This is a genomic window from Spongorhabdus nitratireducens (assembly GCA_947387575.1).
Classification (GTDB): domain Bacteria; phylum Pseudomonadota; class Gammaproteobacteria; order Pseudomonadales; family Endozoicomonadaceae; genus CANDOC01.
In genome coordinates this window covers 430,044-450,463 of the sequence record CANDOC010000002.1, presented here as the reverse complement: position 1 = coordinate 450,463, position 20,420 = coordinate 430,044, and the positions used below count along the sequence as shown (strand labels likewise).

Annotated in this window: 16 protein-coding genes and 2 rRNA genes; 11 read left to right on the top strand and 7 right to left on the bottom strand. The window is 50.6% G+C overall.

Translation table 11 applies throughout. The features are described 5' to 3' along the window. Positions 1–60 precede the first annotated feature (60 nt). Positions 61–2,956: ribosomal RNA gene (locus tag ACYZZ0_RS06610) — 23S ribosomal RNA — on the top strand. Between the two features lie 132 nt (positions 2,957–3,088). Continuing rightward, positions 3,089–3,204 (top strand): 5S ribosomal RNA (rrf, locus tag ACYZZ0_RS06605). A 101-nt stretch (positions 3,205–3,305) separates the two neighbouring features. Here the strand turns inward: rrf and ACYZZ0_RS06600 are convergent. Both ACYZZ0_RS06600 and ACYZZ0_RS06595 read right to left on the bottom strand, forming a co-directional pair. Beyond that, positions 3,306–3,794, bottom strand: a complete 489-nt coding sequence (locus ACYZZ0_RS06600; protein WP_461535805.1) for a DUF2505 domain-containing protein — start codon at positions 3,792–3,794, stop codon at positions 3,306–3,308. Positions 3,795–3,889: 95 nt separating this feature from the next. Beyond that, positions 3,890–5,878, bottom strand: a complete 1,989-nt coding sequence (locus ACYZZ0_RS06595; RefSeq protein WP_461535804.1) for an SDR family oxidoreductase — start codon at positions 5,876–5,878, stop codon at positions 3,890–3,892. Between the two features lie 171 nt (positions 5,879–6,049). On the opposite strand from ACYZZ0_RS06595, the gene ACYZZ0_RS06590 reads away from it, so the two are divergent. The 5 genes from ACYZZ0_RS06590 to ACYZZ0_RS06570 all read left to right on the top strand — a co-directional run bounded on the left by ACYZZ0_RS06590 (position 6,050) and on the right by ACYZZ0_RS06570 (position 11,271). Then, entirely contained in the window at positions 6,050–6,901 is an 852-nt protein-coding gene (locus tag ACYZZ0_RS06590) for a helix-turn-helix domain-containing protein (RefSeq protein WP_461535803.1), read from the top strand. Between the two features lie 225 nt (positions 6,902–7,126). Then, positions 7,127–8,530, top strand: coding sequence for a peptidoglycan DD-metalloendopeptidase family protein (locus ACYZZ0_RS06585; RefSeq protein WP_461535802.1), 1,404 nt, complete (start codon positions 7,127–7,129; stop codon positions 8,528–8,530). 108 nt (positions 8,531–8,638) lie between these two features. Next, on the top strand, positions 8,639–9,700 hold the full coding sequence (locus ACYZZ0_RS06580) for a pyridoxal phosphate-dependent aminotransferase (protein ID WP_461535801.1): 1,062 nt from the start codon (positions 8,639–8,641) through the stop codon (positions 9,698–9,700). A gap of 63 nt (positions 9,701–9,763) precedes the next feature. After that, complete coding sequence (locus tag ACYZZ0_RS06575; RefSeq protein ID WP_461535800.1) at positions 9,764–10,585, top strand: phosphodiesterase; 822 nt, start codon at positions 9,764–9,766, stop codon at positions 10,583–10,585. Next, positions 10,582–11,271 (top strand): HD domain-containing protein, encoded by a 690-nt coding sequence (locus ACYZZ0_RS06570; RefSeq protein ID WP_461535799.1) that lies wholly within the window; start codon positions 10,582–10,584, stop codon positions 11,269–11,271. Before ACYZZ0_RS06575 ends, ACYZZ0_RS06570 begins: the two co-directional genes overlap by 4 nt. A 72-nt stretch (positions 11,272–11,343) precedes the next feature. On the opposite strand, the gene asd is transcribed toward ACYZZ0_RS06570, so the two are convergent. From asd to ACYZZ0_RS06555, 3 genes are all read right to left on the bottom strand, one after another. Next, positions 11,344–12,240, bottom strand: a complete 897-nt coding sequence (gene asd / locus ACYZZ0_RS06565; protein WP_461535798.1) for an archaetidylserine decarboxylase — start codon at positions 12,238–12,240, stop codon at positions 11,344–11,346. Between the two features lie 189 nt (positions 12,241–12,429). Then, positions 12,430–13,245 carry a sulfurtransferase gene (locus tag ACYZZ0_RS06560; protein ID WP_461535797.1) on the bottom strand — a complete coding sequence of 272 codons (816 nt, stop codon included), beginning with the start codon at positions 13,243–13,245 and terminating at the stop codon, positions 12,430–12,432. 106 nt (positions 13,246–13,351) lie between these two features. Further along, positions 13,352–13,645 (bottom strand): PAAR domain-containing protein, encoded by a 294-nt coding sequence (locus ACYZZ0_RS06555; RefSeq protein ID WP_461535796.1) that lies wholly within the window; start codon positions 13,643–13,645, stop codon positions 13,352–13,354. 131 nt (positions 13,646–13,776) lie between these two features. Between ACYZZ0_RS06555 and ACYZZ0_RS06550 the strand changes: the two genes are divergently transcribed. Next, the gene (locus ACYZZ0_RS06550) at positions 13,777–15,180 is read left to right on the top strand and encodes a hypothetical protein (protein WP_461535795.1); all 1,404 of its coding nucleotides are present in this window, start codon (positions 13,777–13,779) and stop codon (positions 15,178–15,180) included. 95 nt (positions 15,181–15,275) lie between these two features. Then, on the top strand, positions 15,276–16,637 hold the full coding sequence (locus ACYZZ0_RS06545) for a hypothetical protein (RefSeq protein WP_461535794.1): 1,362 nt from the start codon (positions 15,276–15,278) through the stop codon (positions 16,635–16,637). Between the two features lie 16 nt (positions 16,638–16,653). Here ACYZZ0_RS06545 and rsgA read toward each other — a convergent pair whose 3' ends face one another. Then, positions 16,654–17,676 (bottom strand): small ribosomal subunit biogenesis GTPase RsgA, encoded by a 1,023-nt coding sequence (gene rsgA / locus ACYZZ0_RS06540; protein WP_461535793.1) that lies wholly within the window; start codon positions 17,674–17,676, stop codon positions 16,654–16,656. A gap of 151 nt (positions 17,677–17,827) precedes the next feature. Between rsgA and orn the strand changes: the two genes are divergently transcribed. Together orn and ACYZZ0_RS06530 are read left to right on the top strand one after the other, a co-directional pair. Then, positions 17,828–18,373 (top strand): oligoribonuclease, encoded by a 546-nt coding sequence (gene orn, locus ACYZZ0_RS06535; protein ID WP_461535792.1) that lies wholly within the window; start codon positions 17,828–17,830, stop codon positions 18,371–18,373. A gap of 87 nt (positions 18,374–18,460) precedes the next feature. Beyond that, complete coding sequence (locus ACYZZ0_RS06530) at positions 18,461–19,204, top strand: hypothetical protein (protein WP_461535791.1); 744 nt, start codon at positions 18,461–18,463, stop codon at positions 19,202–19,204. Between the two features lie 31 nt (positions 19,205–19,235). Here the strand turns inward: ACYZZ0_RS06530 and queG are convergent, their stop codons facing one another. Beyond that, complete coding sequence (gene queG, locus ACYZZ0_RS06525) at positions 19,236–20,405, bottom strand: tRNA epoxyqueuosine(34) reductase QueG (RefSeq protein WP_461535790.1); 1,170 nt, start codon at positions 20,403–20,405, stop codon at positions 19,236–19,238. Positions 20,406–20,420 lie beyond the last annotated feature (15 nt).

Below are 20,420 nucleotides of genomic sequence, written 5' to 3'. Positions count from 1 at the left end.
GTGCTTTATACACATTCCTATTCTCGTTACACGACTAATCCAGATTATTTTGGGTTATAGGGTCAAGTGACGAAGCGTGCACGGTGGATGCCTAGGCAGTCAGAGGCGATGAAGGACGTGGAAATCTGCGATAAGCCTTGGGGAGCTGATAAACGAGCTTTGATCCAGGGATTTCCGAATGGGGAAACCCATCCGTCATAAGACGGATATCTTGCACTGAATACATAGGTGTAAGAGGCGAACCCGGGGAACTGAAACATCTAAGTACCCGGAGGAAAAGAAATCAACCGAGATTCCGTCAGTAGCGGCGAGCGAACGCGGATTAGCCCTTAAGCAGTTTTGAGTTTAACGGAACACTCTGGAAAGTGTGGCCATAGTGGGTGATAGCCCCGTACGTGAAAGGCTCTTAACTGTGAAATCGAGTAGGACGGGACACGTGGTATCCTGTCTGAACATGGGGGGACCATCCTCCAAGGCTAAATACTCCTGACTGACCGATAGTGAACCAGTACCGTGAGGGAAAGGCGAAAAGAACCCCGTTGAGGGGAGTGAAATAGAACCTGAAACCGTGTACGTACAAGCAGTGGGAGCCGTTTTAGGACGGTGACTGCGTACCTTTTGTATAATGGGTCAGCGACTTACATTCTGTGGCAAGCTTAACCGAGTAGGGAAGGCGTAGGGAAACCGAGTCTTAATAGGGCGTCCATAGTCGCAGGGTGTAGACCCGAAACCGAGCGATCTATCCATGAGCAGGTTGAAGGTTGGGTAACACCAACTGGAGGACCGAACCCACTGTCGTTGAAAAGCCAGGGGATGACTTGTGGATCGGAGTGAAAGGCTAATCAAGCTCGGAGATAGCTGGTTCTCCTCGAAAGCTATTTAGGTAGCGCCTCTTGTATCACCCTCGGGGGTAGAGCACTGTTTGGGCTAGGGGGTCATCCCGACTTACCAACCCCATGCAAACTCCGAATACCGAGGAGTGCAATCAAGGGAGACACACGGCGGGTGCTAACGTCCGTCGTGGAAAGGGAAACAACCCAGACCGTCAGCTAAGGTCCCAAAGTTCTAGTTAAGTGGGAAACGATGTGAGAAGGCCCAGACAGCCAGGAGGTTGGCTTAGAAGCAGCCACCCTTTAAAGAAAGCGTAATAGCTCACTGGTCGAGTCGGCTCGCGCGGAAGATGTAACGGGGCTCAAACTAGACACCGAAGCTACGGGTGCAGACTTAGGTCTGTGCGGTAGAGGAGCGTTCTGTAAGCCGTTGAAGGTCAAGCCGGGAGGCAGGCTGGAGGTATCAGAAGTGCGAATGCTGACATGAGTAACGATAAGGGGAGTGAGATGCTCCCCCGCCGAAAGACCAAGGTTTCCTGCGCAACGCTAATCGGCGCAGGGTAAGTCGGCCCCTAAGGTGAGAGCGAAAGCTGTAATCGATGGGAAACAGGTTAATATTCCTGTACTTGATGTGACTGCGATGGGGTGACGGAGAAGGTTAGGCTAGCACGGCGATGGTTGTCCGTGTTTAAGGTGGTAGGCAGCACGCTCAGGCAAATCCGGGCGCGCAATGCTGAGAGCTGATGACGATCTTTCTTTAGAAAGAGAAGTAGTCGATACCATACTTCCAGGAAAACCCTCTAAGCTTCAGGTCACATGAAACCGTACCCCAAACCGACACAGGTGGTCTGGTAGAGTATACCAAGGCGCTTGAGAGAACTCGGGTGAAGGAACTAGGCAAAATGGCACCGTAACTTCGGGAGAAGGTGCGCCGCTGTTGGTGATGGAGCTGGCCTCCTAAGCTGACGGCGGTCGAAGATACCAGGTGGCTGCGACTGTTTATTAAAAACACAGCACTCTGCAAACACGAAAGTGGACGTATAGGGTGTGACGCCTGCCCGGTGCCGGAAGGTTAATTGATGGGGTTAGCTTCGGCGAAGCTCTTGATCGAAGCCCCGGTAAACGGCGGCCGTAACTATAACGGTCCTAAGGTAGCGAAATTCCTTGTCGGGTAAGTTCCGACCTGCACGAATGGCGTAACGATGGCCACGCTGTCTCCACCCGAGACTCAGTGAAATTGAAATCGCAGTGAAGATGCTGTGTATCCGCGGCTAGACGGAAAGACCCCGTGAACCTTTACTACAGCTTCACACTGAATCTTGATATTGCTTGTGTAGGATAGCTGGGAGGCTTTGAAACGTGAACGCCAGTTTGCGTGGAGCCAATCTTGAAATACCAGCCTGGCAATGTTGGGGTTCTAACTCTGGTCCCTTACCGGGATCGAGGACAGTGTGTGGTGGGTAGTTTGACTGGGGCGGTCTCCTCCCAAAGAGTAACGGAGGAGCACGAAGGTTGGCTAAGTACGGTCGGACATCGTACGGTTAGTGTAATGGCACAAGCCAGCTTGACTGCGAGACGTACATGTCGAGCAGGTACGAAAGTAGGTCATAGTGATCCGGTGGTTCTGTATGGAAGGGCCATCGCTCAACGGATAAAAGGTACTCCGGGGATAACAGGCTGATACCGCCCAAGAGTTCACATCGACGGCGGTGTTTGGCACCTCGATGTCGGCTCATCACATCCTGGGGCTGAAGCCGGTCCCAAGGGTATGGCTGTTCGCCATTTAAAGTGGTACGCGAGCTGGGTTTAGAACGTCGTGAGACAGTTCGGTCCCTATCTGCCGTGGACGTTGGAAGTTTGAGGAGAGCTGCTCCTAGTACGAGAGGACCGGAGTGGACGAACCGCTGGTGTTCCGGTTGTGTCGCCAGACGCATCGCCGGGTAGCCAAGTTCGGACGGGATAACCGCTGAAAGCATCTAAGCGGGAAGCCCCCTTCAAGATGAGACTTCCCTGGCCCCTTGAGGGCCCTGAAGAGCCGTCAAAGACTATGACGTTGATAGGCCGGGTGTGTAAGCGTTGTGAGGCGTTGAGCTAACCGGTACTAATGACTCGTGCGGCTTGACCCTATAACGCCAAAGTGATTTGGTGTGTAACGAAGAACGTTACCCAAGTGTGCAAACACAGAAACGAAGCAACAGTAAATATCGAATTCCAGTTGAGATGAAAGACAACAGTCCTTCACCTCGACAACAGTTTTGCTTGACGGCCATAGAGAACTGGACCCACCTGATTCCATTCCGAACTCAGTAGTGAAACGGTTCCTCGCCGATGGTAGTGTGGGGTCTCCCCATGTGAGAGTAGGTCACCGTCAGGCTCTTAATTAAAAAGCCCGATAGCTTATGCTATCGGGCTTTTTTCATTGCTGAAGAAAAATAGTTAAAAATAAAAACCGGCAGACAAGCTGCCGGTCAAACATTACGCACTTTTAATGTATGCGTATTCTTCTTCCATCTGCTTGTTTATCTCATCACTGACAAAGCCGGTTACCGCCTTGCCAATAATTGGAATGATCGAGCTGGCTTCAATGCGGACCTTATTTACACAGCCTTCTTCGGTCGGACAGAGCCGCATTTCACCCTTGATTTTTACTGGTACGCCATCCAGTTCAACCTGCAGCTTGCAAACACGGCTGCCGTCTGACTCCTGAGTCCAGGTTTCCCGCTGACGTACCTTGTTCCACTCGCCCAGCAGTTTTTGCAGAGCCTTGGGAATAGCGTCGCTGGCAGGTGCTTCACGCAGCAAATCGATCTTGGTGGTATTACCACGCTCGGATTTGGACTTCAGGCGAAATTTGCGTGAGCCCAGAGCATCATACTTGGCAGAAATAGTCTCTTCATCAGAGAAGAAATTGAAAATATCATCAACGCTGCTGGTGTAGTGATGTTCAGCTGTGATTTTAGCCATGCTGAAGCTTCCTTATTTTATTAGCTGAAAAGAGTTGTAATGTTCATGAAGAGGCAGGAGTGTCTGCAGTTCACTGCAGACACCGGGGTATGGTCTTACAGATGGTTACCGGGCATCAAGGCTGCCAGCGCAACCTGTTCAGCAGTCGGTTTAACCGCCTTGTCCTGAGGTAAACCCTGGGCTGCAGCAGAATCCGGGAACATTTTGTAAGTGGTGCTCATCAGCAGTTCATACAGCTGAGGTGCCAGAATACTGGCTGCACGCATGGTGCTGCCAATACCGGTGTTCACTTCAACCGGTTGCAGCAGCAGAGCTTCCTCAATCATGCCGACGGCTTCTTCTGGGCTTAGTGTTGGAGCGGCCTTATAGATGGGTGTGGCACTGATCATCGGGGTGCGAACCAACGGCATATGAACATTGGTGAAACGGATATTGTGTTCACGGTATTCGGCACCGGCAGAGCGTGACCAGGAGTCCAGTGCAGACTTGGAAGCCACATAAGCAGAGAATCGAGGTGCGGCACTGCCCATTACTGCGATAGTCGAGATATTGATCACTTGACCGCTACGTTGCTCAACCATTTTCGGCAGCAGTCGCATACTCAGGCGAACTGGTGCAAAGTAGTTGAGCTGCATGGTGCGCTCGAAATCGTGGAAGCGATCATAAGTCAGTGCCAGTGAACGACGGATTGAACGTCCGGCGTTGTTGACCAGCACATCAATAGTGCCGTGTTCGGACATAATAGAATCGATGACGCGGTCACAGGCTTCAAGATCGTTCAGGTCACAGGGGTAGCTGTAAGCTTCACCGCCTGCGGCCAGAATTTCACCTTCAACTTCCTGCAGCTTTTCAATACCGCGCGAAATCAGCACCACTTTGGCACCGGCTTCACCCAGACGCAGTGCCAGACTTTTGCCGATACCGGAACTGGCGCCGGTCACTACGATGACCTTGCCACCAACGCGATCTTCCAGCGACATAGTGGTTTTGCGTTCGGGGTCGAGGTTACGCTCCCAGTAATCCCAGATGGTACCGGCATAGTCGCGCAGCGGGGGAACCATGATTTCAGTTCCAGCCAGGGCTGCCTGAGTATTGGTGTCGTCAAACTTGGTTTTCAGGTTCAGCAGCTTCATTGCTTCAGGTGGAATCTTCAGGCTGCCAAGCAGCTGTTCAGTCAGATGCTTAACGGCTGGCAGGTTGAAGATAACGGAGCGGATTGGTGCCGGGATAAAGTTCATGACACCCTGGCTGACACCGACAGACAATCTGGAGCCATGAGCAGCCTGAGAGAAGATATCCATGGTGTCGATCAGTTTCAGACCGGACTTGTCGACCAGGTGGAAGCACTGACCTACAGTTTCGTTCTGGGCAACGATATGATCGATGGCATCAGCAACATAGTCCACCGGTACCATATTGAACTGACCACCTTTGATGCCCAGTGCCGGAATCCAGCTTGGCAGTACATCGCGAAGCTTCTGCAGTAGCTTGAACAGGTAGTAAGGTCCGTCGACCTTGTCGATTTCACCGGTTTTGGAATGACCGATAACCATCGACGGGCGGAAGATCCGGTGTGGAATGCTGTGTTCACGCACCAGTGCTTCAGAGTCATGCTTGGTTTTCAGGTAAGGGTTAACATCCAGTCCCTCAGCCTGCTCAAACATCATTTCATTGAAGATGCCTTTATAGAGACCGGCAACAGCAATGGAGCTGAGATGGTTAAAGCGACCGGCTTTGATTGCGTCCGCAACTGCCAGTGCCTGACGGGTACCTTCCACATTGGCCTGTGACTGGGACTCGATACTGGCAGAGATGTCGTAGATGGCAGCGGCGTGAATAAACTCATCAACATTGTTGCGCAGTCTGTCGATCTCGCCTTCTGACAGGCCAAGCAGCGGCTGGGTCAGGTCACCCTGAACAATGTTGAAGCGATCCATGGAAAGGTGCAGCTGTTCACAATGTTTCTGCAGCTTCTCTTCTGAACCGGGGCGTACCAGTACAAAGATCTGACCTTCACGCTTGGCGAGATTGGCCAGCAGATACTTTCCGATAAAGCCGGTACCACCGGTTACAAAATAATTCATCGAGCTCTCTTCCCCCTCTGACGCCATGAATATATAGCCATTTTTTGTGATTATTACGGCAATATTTCAGCTCATGACATTTGAAAACATCTTTCAGACGACAGAATTTTGTTAGGATGCAAGCGAGGAATCTATTACCTCAGAGATAATAGTGATACTGATGGGGGCAGTATGTTGCAGGGAACGGGGCTGAAAATGCCCAAAGGAGCTTTCGGGCGGTTGCTGAGATTCTGGCGCAGAACCCGTGAGCTCAGCCAGGAGGCTGTTGGACTGGAGATTGGTGTCTCCCCCAGACATATCAGTTTTATGGAAAATGGTCGGTCACTGCCGAGCCAGGATATGGTGATCAAGCTGGCGGAAGTGCTGTCGCTTAATATCAGAGAAACCAATAACCTGTTGGCTTCGGCGGGGTTTGCACCCAGCAGCCTGTCACTGAAGCCGGAGTCAGAAGAACATCACTGGCTCAAAGAGTCGCTTATTTACACCCTGCGGGGCCTTGATCCGTTTCCTACCGCCATCGTTGATCAGAATGGTAATGCAGAAATGATTAACAAGGCGTGGCTGGAGCTGATTTTACAGTTTGTTCCGGCGGCGGCTGAGAGTGATGGCTTCAATCTGATTGATCTGATTTTTAATGACCAGAGCTTCAAATCCTATCTGATGGACTGGGAAGATACTGTGTGCTCGCTGCTGCTTACTTTGCAGCAGGAAGTTTTGATGTATCAGGAGCCGCTGACCATCAAATTGTTGCAGCGAGCGCTGTCGGAAAAAGAGGTGCCAGCAGATTGGAAACAACGAGGCTCCCAGCAGATGAATATCACTGGCTATATGAGCACGATGTGTTTGCCCGGACACGAACCGGAGCGGCATATGCATGTCTTCCATACAGTGGGTGCTACCAGCTTTGTTTCAGAGCCGAAGCTGATGTTGCATACCATTTATCCAGTGAATCAGGATCGAATTCCCCAGTGGGAGCATATGGTCAAAGAGAGTGATAAAACCCATCCATTACTGTTTTATTGAATAAAGAGGTGGGGATATGAAGAATTATTGTATAGAAGTTCAGGATTGAGAGTCTTAAGATATAAATTGGATCGTATACTTATAAAAGAATAAGGAAAATTCGCAATAGAGCATATGTATCGTGCCTGTGATACTGTGTTTTGATTTTGTACCCATGGTTTCCCAGTGATGTTGCCAAAGAAGAACAACGGGCTGTATCGGACGAGGAGCCGAAATCAGTCAAGAATGATCCGGAATGACCGGAATAAATCATTCTTCAGTATTCGCCGAATACTGCTTTCCGTTACCGTGGCTGTAGCGGGAGCCGGTATGGCGTTCTGGTATTCATCGGAACCAGCCTCTACCCCTGTTAATGAGAATGATGAGCGTTACAGTGTCGTATTGCTGGAACCGAATGCGGATATCCCAGAAACAGATTATTTCGAACTCCCTCCTGTAGAACATATTGAAGCGCCGGAAATTGACCCGCTTCAAGCTGAAATTGAAAACCTGAGTCCTGCTGAACCCGAATGGCATGAATATGTGATTGCCAGTGGTGATACGCTGGGCAAGATATTCCGCAAACAGAATCTTTCCGTTAAAACCATGTACAGCATGTTGAAAGCGGATGGAGCCAAAAAATACATCAAGAAGCTGCGCCCGGGACAAAAGGTGCGTTATCAGCTGAATGATGAAAACCAGCTGCAGGTAATGGAAGTTGCTCTCAATTCAACCGAGACACTTCACTTTGAATTGAATGACGACAAATTCAGGTTGGATATTCTTAAAGAAGCGGTTCATTACAAACCGGTCAAGCTGGCGGGTGAAATAAAGGGCAGCTTTTACCTGAGTGCTGCCCGTGCAGGTTTAACGCCGGCAATGATTCAGCAATTTGCGAATATCTTTGAATGGCAGCTGGATTTCAGTCGTGACCTGCGTGCTGGTGATAGATTCGAGATTCTGCATGAACAGGCCCGCCTGAGTGACGGCAAGATCCGGAATGGTAATATTCTGGTTGCCCGCCTGTACCGTGGAAAGAAGGAACTGACAGGCATCCGTTATGAAGATGGCCGTTACTATTCACCGGAAGGTAAGGGCATGGGGCGTGCGCTGATGCGTTACCCTGTCGACAAGAAGTACCGTATCAGCTCCAGCTTCAATCGCAAACGCCGTCATCCTGTTACAGGTCGTGTTCGTCCTCACTATGGTACCGACTGGGCAACGCCGACCGGAACCCGGGTCAGGGCACCAGGTGATGGCGTTGTCGTGCGTGCTGTGCGCAGGCATCCGGCGGCGGGTAACTTTATTGAGATCCGTCATGGACGTAACTATGTGACACGTTATCTCCACCTGAGCCGTATTAATGTGCGTAAAGGTCAGCAGATCAAGCAGGGACAGGTTATTGGGCGTACCGGTAATACCGGTCTGTCGACAGGGCCTCACCTGCATTATGAGCTGCATGTGAATGGCCGTCCGGTCAATGCGATGCGAGCCAAGCTGCCAGCCTCTCACGGTATCCCCAAGAGCAAGCTGAAAAAGTTCAAGGAAATGTCCGGCAATATGCTGGCTCAGTTGAACAGCACTGTGGATCAAACCATTGTGGCCAGCTCTTCCGGTAAACCAGCTAAAGCTTCAGATAACGTCCTCTAACGCTATCCTTTCACGGGGCAGAACTTTCTGCCCCGTACATTATCATTTCCGCTACCCATTCATTCGAGTTTGAACTATCGTGTGTGGGAATTAAACGGAAGCCAGATAATGAGCGTTTGCAAATCCCGTATAACAAAAATGGGCGCCTATTCTCCTCCGCTTGAAGGGCGTAATGCTGACCGGCACCTGCTGCTGGACTTCAATGAAAGAACCATTCCCGTTAGTCCGAAAGTGCGTCAGGCGCTGATTGATTATATTCAGACTGATCATTTGCAGACCTACCCGGCTTATGGTGACCTGAGCCAGCGTATTGCTGAATACGCCGGGGTTCCATCAGAACAACTGATGATTACCAATGGTTCTGATCAGGGAATCGACCTGATTATCCGGGCAACCTGTAATGTCGGTGATGAAGTTATTATCCCGTCACCCAGCTTTGCCATGTATAACCAGATTGCCCAGGTTGAAGGGGCAAAAATTATTGAGCCGGAATTCACTGAGACCGGAGGTTTTCCGGTTGAGGGCGTGTTGGCAGCGGTCACCCCTGCAACCCGGCTAATTGTAATATCCAATCCCAATAATCCGACGGGCACACTGGTTTCTGAAGCAGATATTGTTCGGATTGCCCAAGCGGCTCCTGACTGCGCCATTCTTGTCGATGAATGCTATTTCGAATATACCCGGGTCACGGTCAAGGATCACCTGACTGCTTTACCTAATCTATTTATTACCCGAACCTTCTCCAAAACCTGGGGGCTGCCCTCTATCCGGCTCGGTTATGTAATGAGTGCAACGGAAAATATTAATGCCCTGCTGAATATCCGTGGCCCCTACGATGTGAACCAGTTTGCCGAAGTTGCCGTACGGGCTGCACTGGATGAACCGGAATATATGCAGTCGTTTGTATCCGAGGTGCTGGAGCAGTCGAAACCTCTGCTGGAATCATTCCTGCACCAGCATGGCATCCCCTTCTGGCCGGCCAGTGCCAACTTTATCTTTGCTTTTCCGGAACAGGCTGAAGCACTGAATCAACAACTTCAGGCTTCAGGCGTACTGGTTCGGCCCAAGAAAAATCAGCAAGGTAAGGTCGGTCTTCGTATTACACTGGGGACGCTGGAGCAGACCCAACGCCTTGTGAATGAGCTGGAAAAGGCGATAAGCCAGCAGTAACCGGCTTGCCGACCGGGCTATTTGAGGCAACACTGTGAAATAACACAGAATAAAAAGCCCGGTATGACTGCCTCATCCGCCAAACTGATCTGGTTCACTGACCCGCAACTCATTCCGGCTGGCCGGATCAATTATGATATTGATCCGCTGGCCCGGCTGGATGCCTGCCTTGATCGTATAGAACAAGAGCATCCCGATGCGGACGGCTGTGTAATCACAGGAGACCTGACCCACTGGGGCGAGGAATCCGCCTATCAGCTATTGGCAGAACGCCTGTCGTCTCTTGATTACCCTGTTTATCTGATTCCCGGTAACCATGATGACAGAGGTTTGTTGGCGCAATACTTTCCTGATTTGCCGGTCATTGCCGGTGACTATGTGCAGTTCTCGGTTCCTGTCGGTGATGCCCATCTGATCTTTCTCGATACACTGGATGATGGCAAGCGGGGTGGCAGGCTATGCCAGGCGCGGTTGAACTGGCTGCAGCAGCAAATGGAGCTGACCTCTGGGCCTTTATTCCTGTTTATGCATCATCCACCGCTGGCGGTTGGTATTCCCAATATGGACAAGGATGCGTTGGCAAATGCCGATGAATTCGTGGCGTGTATCGAGCCTTACAAGGAGCGCATAGCCCATCTGTTTTTTGGTCATCTCCACCGCCATGTTAATGGCTGCTGGAACGGAATCAGCTTCAGTTGTCTGCCTTCGCTGGTTCATCAGACTCCGATGGAAATGGAAAATGACAAGCCGGGTTATGTCTCGCCCGAGCCTCCGGTTTACGGTGTGATCCAGTTACAGGGAAAAAATGTGCTTGTACACAGCCATGCATTTATGCACGATGCTCCCCGAATTAACAGCCGTACCTGTCAGCGTTATCAGCCATGACCATTGAAAAAAAATCTGAACAAACTCTCGAACAGTGGGAAGCCCGCCTGGCCGCCATTCTGGCACAGAATACCGGGGACGATGCTTCCCACGATGTGCACCATGCTCACCGCGTATGGCATGTTGCGCGCCAGATCGCTGAAGGAGAGTCTCGCCCGTCCGATCTACTGACTATTCTGGCTGCATGTTATATGCATGATGTTGTCACCCTGCCCAAGGACCATCCTGAGCGTTCTACTGCTTCTACTCTGGCCGCAGCAAAGACCCGGGAAATCCTGCAACAGGTAAATTTCCCGGCAGATAAAATTGAAAATGTTTGCCATGCGGTAAAGGCTCACAGTTTTTCAGCCGGTATTCCTACAGAAACCACAGAAGCCGAAATTGTGCAGGATGCTGATCGAATGGAAGCCATCGGAGCCATAGGTCTGGCCCGGGTGTTCTACACCTCTGGTAGAATGAAGCGCAGCATGTTTGATCCGGTTGATCCGCTGGCAGAGAATCGCGAACTGAATGATCAGGAGTTCGCGCTGGACCATTTCCAGTGCAAACTGCTGAAACTGGCCGGAAGTATGAAAACTGAAGGCGGGAAAAAGATTGCGCAGGAACGCACCGAATACCTGCGGGATTATATGCGTGTGCTGTGTCAGGAACTCTTTGTCGACTTTAATGAATCCGCAATTCGTTAAGCTCTGATGCTAAAAAAGCTGCCACAGGTGACTGTGACAGCTTTTTTTCGACTGACTGGTTTCTACTGGCTATCAGGCTTTGTCTTCGTCTGACTTTTCTTCAGCCGCTGCAACCACTGGCTTTGCCAGTGCCTGTCCCATCCGTACAGGATCACCGGCAGAAAGACCTTCCAGCCACTCAATCTGATCACGGCCGTAAAGCATAATGACGGTAGAACCCAGCTTGAAGCGGCCCATTTCATCACCACGCTTCAGTTTGATCTGACGGCGACCGTGGGTGGTATAGTCGAACTCTTTCAGCATTCGGCGAGGTGGCGTTACCAGACCTGCCCAAACGGTTTCGATACTGGCTACGATCATGGCACCGACCAGAACCATTGCCACTGGACCATTATCGGTATCAAAAATACAGACTACCCGCTCATTGCGGGCAAACAGACCCGGTACGTTTTCAGCCGTATCCTGGTTCACTGAAAACAGACGGCCCGGCACATAGGTCATGCTGCGCAGGGTGCCTTTTACCGGCATGTGTACCCGGTGATAATCACGGGGAGACAGGTAGATGGTGGCAAACTTGCCTTCCATAAACTCGTCAGCCAGTTGGGTATCACCACCCAGCAGGGCCGTCAGGCTGTAATCATGGCCCTTGGCCTGATAAATACGGCCGAGACGGATATCGCCGATCTGGCTGATGGCTCCGTCAGCCGGGCAGCTGTGCAGGGTCTTGTCTTCCGGCAGAGGGCGTACGCCATCCTTCAGCGGACGGGTAAAGAAGTCATTGAAGTTCTTATAAGCCTTAAGATCGGGCTCCTGCGCCTCACTCATATCAACCATGAAATGGTTGGCAAACCCTTTGATCAGGGCATTCTTGAAACCGGTCATGGTGCATTCAGCCGCACCGGATACCGCACGGGAAATCAGGTGGTGAGGCAGAATATGTTGGATAGACGCAAAAAGTTTACCGTTCACGCGTTGCTCTTCTTGAAAATCGTGTGAGGCGACATTGTAGCCAACCGCATAGCCCGAAGAAATACGCTTCTCATTCTCTTTACAGGTGAGAAGCACCGCTTTTACACGTTCTTGCTTCTGCAAAAAGCAAACCAGAGTGCGCAAAGTGCAGACATGTGCTGCATTTGTTCACTTTTTCCGGATAAGCCGTTACCTTTCGATCGGAGTATCCGACCGGTTGCCCCACTCGGACCAGGAACCGTCATAGGCACGGACATTTTTGAATCCCAGTGCTTTGGCCACCAGATAGGTGTAGCCGGAGCGGTGATGCGTCTGGCAGTGAGTAATAATCTCTTTGTCTGCTGTAATACCTAGCTCAGCCAGCTCGGACTCTACGTTGTCACGAATACGAAAGCTGTTCTGAAAGTCCATACTGCGGGTCCACTCGTAGTTGACTGCTCCGGGAATTCGTCCCCCTCTTTGAGCCAGTATTCGCTCGCCCCGGTACTCTTCCGGAGAGCGGGCATCCCAAATAACAGTGGTCGGGTTGCCAATTTTATCCATGATGTATTCTGCTGAAGCGATCACATCCGGATTAATAGTGACTGCAGGTTGTGAGGGCTCAACGCTTGGTACGGTGTTACTGACAGGGTGCTTGCCATCCAGCCATGAACGGATACCACCATTAAGGCAGGAGTAGTTCTTGTGGCCGATAACATCCAGCGTCCAGATAAAACGCCCGGCCCAGCCACCGCCTTCATCATCGTAGACAACGATATGCATATCTTCATGCAGGCCGATTGCACCCAACATTTGCTGTAGCTGCTCAACAGACGGAAGTTTGCCGGTAGCCGGCGGCATGCCGCTGATCAGCCGACGGGGCTCGACATGAACAGCGCCGGGGATATGCAACTGTTGATAAAGCTGGATATTGCACAGATCCACAATACGCAGGCCTGGCTCATTCAGTAGCGGCTCCAATTGATCGGGCTCAATGATCAGGGGCAGATCTTTCAGAGTTGTCATTGTTACTTCGCTCCTGTGAAGCCATTGTCTGTTTTATAGGCGTCAGGCGATTCTAGAGCGGGGCGCTGGCCGGGTGAAGCTAAATTTTTCCACCAGTCTTTTCTCATCAGCCAACGAGTACGGTCGGACAACCCATAATCAGCTCCCCGCCACTGGTGCCAACCATATCCCCGATAAAAGCCAGCGGCATACCACTGACCAGAATATTGGGTGTACCCATCTGGATGGTTGGAGGGTTACCACACATGGCGCACAGGCAGGGCTGATTCATCACTGCGGCAGGCAGGCCACCAATCAGGCAGGTGATCGGCAGCGGCAATACCGGGCCTCCGACATGAGGCACCGGGCCTTCAAACTTGGGGCAGAGGGTCATATCGGTCATACGGGCGGCGGGGAACATAAAGCAATTCTCAAGTCCTGAAACGTGTGATATCCGGTTAATCCGATCGTGCCAAAAGGAACTACAAACCTTTCTCCGGGTCACAACTCACTATAGAAAATAATGGCCGAAAGCAGGAAGGGTTCCCCTCAATGAAATACCTGAAACAGGCTTTCATAAGCCTATTTATAAGTCTTCTTGGTTTGAATTATGTTCAGGCCAGATCTTTTGATATCACTGCCTATATGGGGAATGCCCATGTATATATTGCTATCTCGGAACAAGACTCCAGCGCCTCTGCAGGAAAAAGTTCTGTAGTCGAGTCTGGGTCTGTCATCTGCGGAGCAATGGCGGGGCATCCCTCTGGCTTGTGGAGTACAGACTCACCGGTGTATGCATTTGCTTATGCACTTGATCAGGCGGTAAAAGGATTAGGTCTGGACCCTGATGCTCAAGAGAAGCACGAATGCCGGGTTTTTATCAGTGCGGCAGGCTGTCGTGCAGTCTGGGATGGGAAAGAATGGGCCCCTTCATCAGTTTCATTGGATGAAAAGAGTTTACAGAAATGTCCCAAAGCTGTTGCCTATACCATTCCTGTTATGAGAGGTGCAGATAAAACCGGAAGAGAGAAGTTTTTTCGGGAAGTCTTCACTGAATTGCTGAATGGAAAAGGCTTTATTGTGAAACCAGGCCAGATGTGGCTTGAAGGAGACCAGGTCATTCTTGCTCAAGTTTTACAGTATGTAGCAAGCAAAAATGCTTCAAGACCTGTTAACAATCTGGACTTCTTGCATGTGGCATCCTGTGTAACACCTTATCAAATTCGTGATGGTAAGCCACCCACAGCTCTCAAGCGTCAAGATGGACGTCCAGGTACACATGGTGGTCAGTGGAGAATAGGCCAGCAACTGCTTGACGGTTGCCTGAAAGCAAAGTTTGGAAACTGCAGCGATGACGATTATGAACTCACTGTAGCTGGGCTGACAGGAGAAAATGCTTGCCTTCTTAAAGTGATGGCAAAGAGTGAATTTGCTGCAAAATATTATGAAACAGAATGGGTAGAAGCTGAAAAGAAAAAAAAGCACCTGCTAACCTATCTTGCTATCGGCAAAAAGAATGAAACAGGTCAGATGGTGTGTAGTATTGCTGCTGATGGGCATGCTGTATGTCAAAAATCTACTTACGAAAGTATTGTTGTATCCGATTCTGATATCTGTCGGGCGCAGTGTGAAGCCGAAGCTTATATCACCGAAACAATAGAAACACTGATTAAAGTTGTGAATGGCTCGTTTATGCCCGGTGCAGCAGTCCCTGATGGTAACCCTCCTTATACAGTTCCTTCGGGAGGAGATGAGCTGCCACCAATTCTTATTGCTGGTGAACTCGCTTGGGTACTGCAGGATTTGGACTCACGCCTGAAATCGGAAACACTACAAACAAGACTTGATGAGAGCAAAGCCAAAAGGATTCAGCTGGTCAATCGTAAAACTTTTATGGACGCTTTGCCGATCGCAGGACGTGCAGAAATGGATCGCAGGGCTGCGCTTGTGAGGTAATAGTCGATAGATGCCTCTTCTGTGATATGGGTATCTGCCGGCATGTTCAAGGATTTGCCGGCAGATAGGCTCTCAACTCAAGAGTTTCCTTTCAAGTGAAGTTTCTTGTACTGATAATGTTTTTTTTGCCTGTTATCGCTACTGCAAAACAATACGACATTATTGTTGGTATGGGTAATGCTCATGCTTATTTTTCCATTGTAGAAACAACTTCAAATGCAGTTTCCCTGAAGCCGGAATCACTGCTCACCATTGAAACCGGTAGAGTCATAGAGCCTGAATTGTGGGGCTTACCTTCCTCGATGAAGGTTCTGGCTGACGCAATAGTCGTTTTTGAATATGGCTTCAAGAAAGCTGTGAAGGCTTTCGGGATTAATGACCAGGCAGTAAAACAGTGCAGGATTTTTGTCGGTATTGCAGGCTATGAGGCCTATGCCAAACAAGCAGTTACTCCGGGTGAAGTAACTTTCACTCCTGCTCATCAATACCTTTCCATACACACAGAATCAGCCAGCCTGAATACCCGAGAGCAGTACTTCAAAGATGTTGTCAGCTCAATTCTTGAGTCTCAGGGTTTTACCATAGAAAGTAATGCCTTCTGGATGGCTGGTGACCAGTGTATTCCCGGGCGTATTGCTCAGCTGGTGGCCGGGGATGGAAGCATTGAAGGCATGGTTCAGAATGTTGATGTTGTCCATGCTGCCACATGTGACTTGTGCTACATGATTCGGGACGGGGAAATGTCTGAAGCGCTGAAGCCCTCGTTTGCCCGACATGGTGAGGATGGTGGGCAGTGGCAGGTGGGCAGCATTGTTGCCGAGAAATGTATTTCAGCTCTTTTCTATGATGAATCCGGTAATCAGCTTCCGAATCTATCCCGTGCAAACTATGAACAACGGATTGGGCTGAATAAACGAAGTGGAGCGGAGTTGGTGAAGCTGATGGCGCTCTGTGAATATGCGTCAGGTTATGATCAGTACACTGTTAGAGAGAAACCCTTTACTCACTTTCTGCAACGGCCGGCAGGCTGGGGTGAAATGAATGAATTGGGACAGATCGTTTGCAGGATTGCAGTGACAGAGCAATATAGTCCTGTAGCTGAAAGCTATAGCTTTGAAGTGACAGCGGGTGACTTCGAAAATGGACGAACTCAGGCCAATCAGGCGGTGCAGTATGCGGTGGACTCCTTGATTAGGGATATCAACTTTCGCTTTACGCCAGGGCCTTCCAGCTACAGGCCTACCACAGGAGAGGGACCAGCCAAACTGGTTGTTGTTGGGGAGTTTCCTTGCACTTTGCCGAGTCTTGCTAAAAAACTGAATGAAAACATCAGTGAGAAGTTGGCACAAGAACATGCCAGCCGTCTTGTGGTTGTAGAGAAGGAAACTTTTCTCAAGCAGTTTGCAAGGGCGGGACAGTATGAAATAAACCGTCTGCAGAAAACCTCTGCCCGGTAGGCAGAGGCGACACAAGCTAGTTTTGTTCCAGTGATTCCAGAATCCGGCGGTAACTCTCCATTCTTGCCGGCAGAATATCTCCGTCTTCCAATGCTTGACGAATTGCACAGCCCGGCTCTTTTTCATGAGCACAGTCACGGAAGCGACAGTAGCCAAGGAAAGGTCTGAAATCCCTGAAGCCTTCGATTAACTGCTGTTCATCGATATGCCACAAGCCGAACTCCCGGATTCCCGGGGAGTCAATCAGCATGCCACCCGCAGGGAAGTGGAACAGCCGGGCTGCCGTGGTTGTATGGGTACCTTTGCCGGTCAGTTCGGACAGTGCTCCTACACGGGTATCAACACCGGGCAAGAGAACATTGACCAGTGACGACTTGCCAACACCGGATTGGCCAACAAACACACTGATATGTTCGTTCAGCAATGCCTTGATCGCATCCAGCCCGTGCTCGGTTTTGGTTGAGGCACGCAGCACCCGGTAACCGATATTTTCATAAACGCGCATCATGGCGTCCAACTCTTCACGGTTACTGTCATCGATCAGATCGGTCTTGTTGAGCAGGATTACCGGCTCGATATCAACCGTTTCTGCTGCAACAAGATAGCGGTCAATCAGGTTGGCATGGGGCGTCGGAACCGGAGAAACCACAATCACGATATAGTCGATATTGGCGGCAACCGGTTTCAGCTGGTTACGCATATCAGGACGCTGCAACAGCGAGTTACGAGGCTGCAGGGCAACTACAACACCTGTCTGGCCTTCGGCTCCGGGACGCCAGATGACCTGATCACCCGTTACCAGCGGTGGCAGGTTGGTGCGCAGGTGACAACGGTAGAGTTCACCCGGTGAGCCAATGGGTTCGATATCCAGCTGGCTGCCGTAATGGGCAATAACCAGACCTTCCTGCTCAGCGCCCAGTTCTCCGGCAGTGAGTTGCTCTTCGGCTTTTTGCTCGCGCTTGGCGGCACGGGCAGCACGTTCATCCTGAATTTTCTGGATTCGCCAGTTCTGGCGACGGGAGAGTTTTCGTTTGCTCATAAAGAGGAGTGGCTGGCGAGAATCCGGGTAGTGGGGTTATGGCTGGTTTGCATGGGTTTCCTGCCGCGATTATGATGAACCATAAGCATTTTATCAACGCATCACTTCAAGCTCAGTGTGAGCCAGAAACTGTTTTCCGGGAAGCGTCTTCATGTCTAAAGCTGATAATCTGGTCTGGATTGATCTGGAAATGACCGGTCTGGATCCTGAAACAGATCGCATCATCGAAATTGCGACACTGGTGACAGACGCGGATCTCAATGTCCTCGAAGAGGGGCCGGTACTGGCTGTTCATCAGTCCGACGAGTGTCTGGCCCAGATGAACGAATGGTGTATTAAAACCCACGGCGCATCAGGTCTCACAGACCGGGTACGAGCCAGCAAGGTGTCTGAAGCAGAAGCTGAAAAGCGGACGCTGGAATTTCTGCGGAAGTGGCTGGAGCCTGGTGCATCACCACTGTGTGGCAACAGTATCGGGCAGGATCGCCGGTTCCTGATCAAATACATGCCTGAGCTGAACAATTACTTCCACTACCGCAATATTGATGTCAGCACTCTGAAAGAGCTGGTACGCCGCTGGAAGCCCTCGATTATGAGTGGTTTCACCAAAGCCGGCACTCACAAGGCTCTGGATGATATTCGTGAATCTCTTGCCGAACTGAAGTATTACAAAGAACACTTCCTGAATCTTTCATAACAAAGACAGCTTTTTAGCACTCAGCTTTCTCCACAAAGAGTATGTTGTACTATTTTAAGCGACATACTCTTGTTTCCTGTTTCCCCTATGTTTCTAAGTCATTATCTGGCGTCCTGCCGGCAGGGTTCCTGTGTCTCAAAACCAATGGAGCTATGCCTGAGTGGCAGCCTGTGTGAGGTTTTCTCACTGATCGCCAGTGAAGCAGAAGAGAGCTGCAGAGAGATCGGGTGTCATCTCTATCTGCGAGGAAACAGCCTGGAGTTTGGTGAAGTCGTCAGAGGTCAAAAGTCATCGGTTGATCTGCCGCCATTGACCGTATCCGGTGTGGTGCCTGACTTTTTTGCCGGCACCTTCCATGTTCATCCCTACAGGAAGCGTACGGGGCGGCCCACAAGTATCGGGCCTTCAGGTGGCGATATTATCGGGCTTTACAGTTATGCCCGAGCCGTCAATAACAGCGTGGCTGATATTGTCTGGGCGGATACCCGGCTGTTTATTATGTTTGTGCACCAGCCGGTAGACAGGGCCAGTGTTGATATTGCCGTAGCCAAACATGAAGCCAGTAAAAAGAACTCAAAATATGTCGGCAAATGTCGTCAGAAGAGTGCGATGAAAACTATTCGCAACCTGGTTGTAAGTAATTCACCGGCCTCGCTGGCTGCAGAGCGGGAGGCGTTCTCCAAGATTCCTGACGCCGCCACTGTATTCGCTGATACCAATCTGGAAATGAATCTGGAGCTGTCTCGAGTACTGAATCATGACCTGTATATCGGGCATACCGATGAGCTGAACACAGCATCGCGGCTGATCACAACGTACTATTGCCCCTGATCACCCTTGAGTGCCCCTGAAGCTTTTCAGTCTAAAGTGCATTATGTTGATTGAGTGCCCATCGGACGTGCTCTGAAATCAGCTCGGAAGGAGAGTCCAGCCTCTGTTTCAAGGCAGATATAACTTTTGGCGAAGAAGAAGCATTGCCAAGTCCAACTGCAAGGTTACGCAACCAACCTTCAAACCCTGTCCGCCTGATGGGAGAACCTGCGGTACGGTCCAGAAATTCCTCTTCAGTCCACAGGAACAGATCAGCCAGTTCGCTGGAATCCAGTTTGTGTCGGGGCAGGAAGTCGGTTTCGCCACTGAATTTTGCAAACTTGTTCCAGGGGCAGACCAACTGGCAATCATCACAGCCAAATACCCGGTTGCCGATTAAGGGTCTGAGCTCTTCCTGAATCGGGCCGGAGTTTTCAATCGTCAGGTAAGAGATGCATTTACGGGCATCCAGCTTGTGAGGACCGAGAAAGGCATCTGTGGGACATTTATCCAGACAGGCCGTGCAACTACCACAATGGACTTTGTCTTGGGGTTTGTCGACAGGCAGCGGCAGATCGGTAAACAGTTCACCCAGGAAGAAAAATGAACCGGCCTTATGGTTAAGCAGCATGGTGTTTTTGCCAATCCAGCCAAGCCCCGCCCGCATTGCGACAGCTCTTTCCAGCACCGGTGCACTGTCAACAAATGCGCGGTAACCGTAGGCACCAATTTCCTGCTCAATGCGTTTACCCAACTGGGTAATTCTTTTGCGAATCAGCTTGTGATAATCCCGCCCCAGCGCATAGCGTGAAATATAGGCTTTACTCTTATCCTGCAGGATCTGGATCTGACGGGTATCAGCAGGCAGATAGTCCATCCGCAGTGAGATAATGCGCAGGGTGCCGGGCACTAGCTCGGCGGGCCGTGAACGCTTGTTGCCATGGGCTGCCATCCATTCCATGTCACCATGCAGGCCCTGATCAAGCCAGTTTTTCAGGTGGGCTTCATGGTCACTCAGATCAATGTCAGTGATGCCGACATCCTGAAAGCCCAGCTCCCGCCCCCATCGTTTGATGTCCTGGGTCAACACCTGTAGCTCATTGCTTGAGAACACGGCTCTGGTTGGTATGATGCCGGAAGGTGCGGACTGCTGTACTGAATCGGTTTTGATCAAGTGCGGACTCAAATGCGGAATGGTGCGGTTGTTTTCTACTATGGACATGCCGCCGCTTTTTAT

What these genes read in the sequence shown, in the direction of transcription:
- ACYZZ0_RS06555 (WP_461535796.1), bottom strand. Translation starts at nt 13,645, where the DNA reads ATGTTCCCCGCCGCCCGTATGACCGATATGACCCTCTGCCCCAAGTTT.
- ACYZZ0_RS06560 (WP_461535797.1), bottom strand. Translation starts at nt 13,245, where the DNA reads ATGACAACTCTGAAAGATCTGCCCCTGATCATTGAGCCCGATCAATTG.
- ACYZZ0_RS06600 (WP_461535805.1), bottom strand. Translation starts at nt 3,794, where the DNA reads ATGGCTAAAATCACAGCTGAACATCACTACACCAGCAGCGTTGATGAT.
- queG (WP_461535790.1), bottom strand. Translation starts at nt 20,405, where the DNA reads ATGTCCATAGTAGAAAACAACCGCACCATTCCGCATTTGAGTCCGCAC.
- ACYZZ0_RS06575 (WP_461535800.1), top strand. Translation starts at nt 9,764, where the DNA reads ATGACTGCCTCATCCGCCAAACTGATCTGGTTCACTGACCCGCAACTC.
- orn (WP_461535792.1), top strand. Translation starts at nt 17,828, where the DNA reads ATGTCTAAAGCTGATAATCTGGTCTGGATTGATCTGGAAATGACCGGT.
- ACYZZ0_RS06590 (WP_461535803.1), top strand. Translation starts at nt 6,050, where the DNA reads ATGTTGCAGGGAACGGGGCTGAAAATGCCCAAAGGAGCTTTCGGGCGG.
- ACYZZ0_RS06550 (WP_461535795.1), top strand. Translation starts at nt 13,777, where the DNA reads ATGAAATACCTGAAACAGGCTTTCATAAGCCTATTTATAAGTCTTCTT.
- ACYZZ0_RS06530 (WP_461535791.1), top strand. Translation starts at nt 18,461, where the DNA reads ATGTTTCTAAGTCATTATCTGGCGTCCTGCCGGCAGGGTTCCTGTGTC.
- ACYZZ0_RS06585 (WP_461535802.1), top strand. Translation starts at nt 7,127, where the DNA reads ATGATCCGGAATGACCGGAATAAATCATTCTTCAGTATTCGCCGAATA.
- ACYZZ0_RS06580 (WP_461535801.1), top strand. Translation starts at nt 8,639, where the DNA reads ATGAGCGTTTGCAAATCCCGTATAACAAAAATGGGCGCCTATTCTCCT.
- ACYZZ0_RS06570 (WP_461535799.1), top strand. Translation starts at nt 10,582, where the DNA reads ATGACCATTGAAAAAAAATCTGAACAAACTCTCGAACAGTGGGAAGCC.
- rsgA (WP_461535793.1), bottom strand. Translation starts at nt 17,676, where the DNA reads ATGAGCAAACGAAAACTCTCCCGTCGCCAGAACTGGCGAATCCAGAAA.
- ACYZZ0_RS06595 (WP_461535804.1), bottom strand. Translation starts at nt 5,878, where the DNA reads ATGAATTATTTTGTAACCGGTGGTACCGGCTTTATCGGAAAGTATCTG.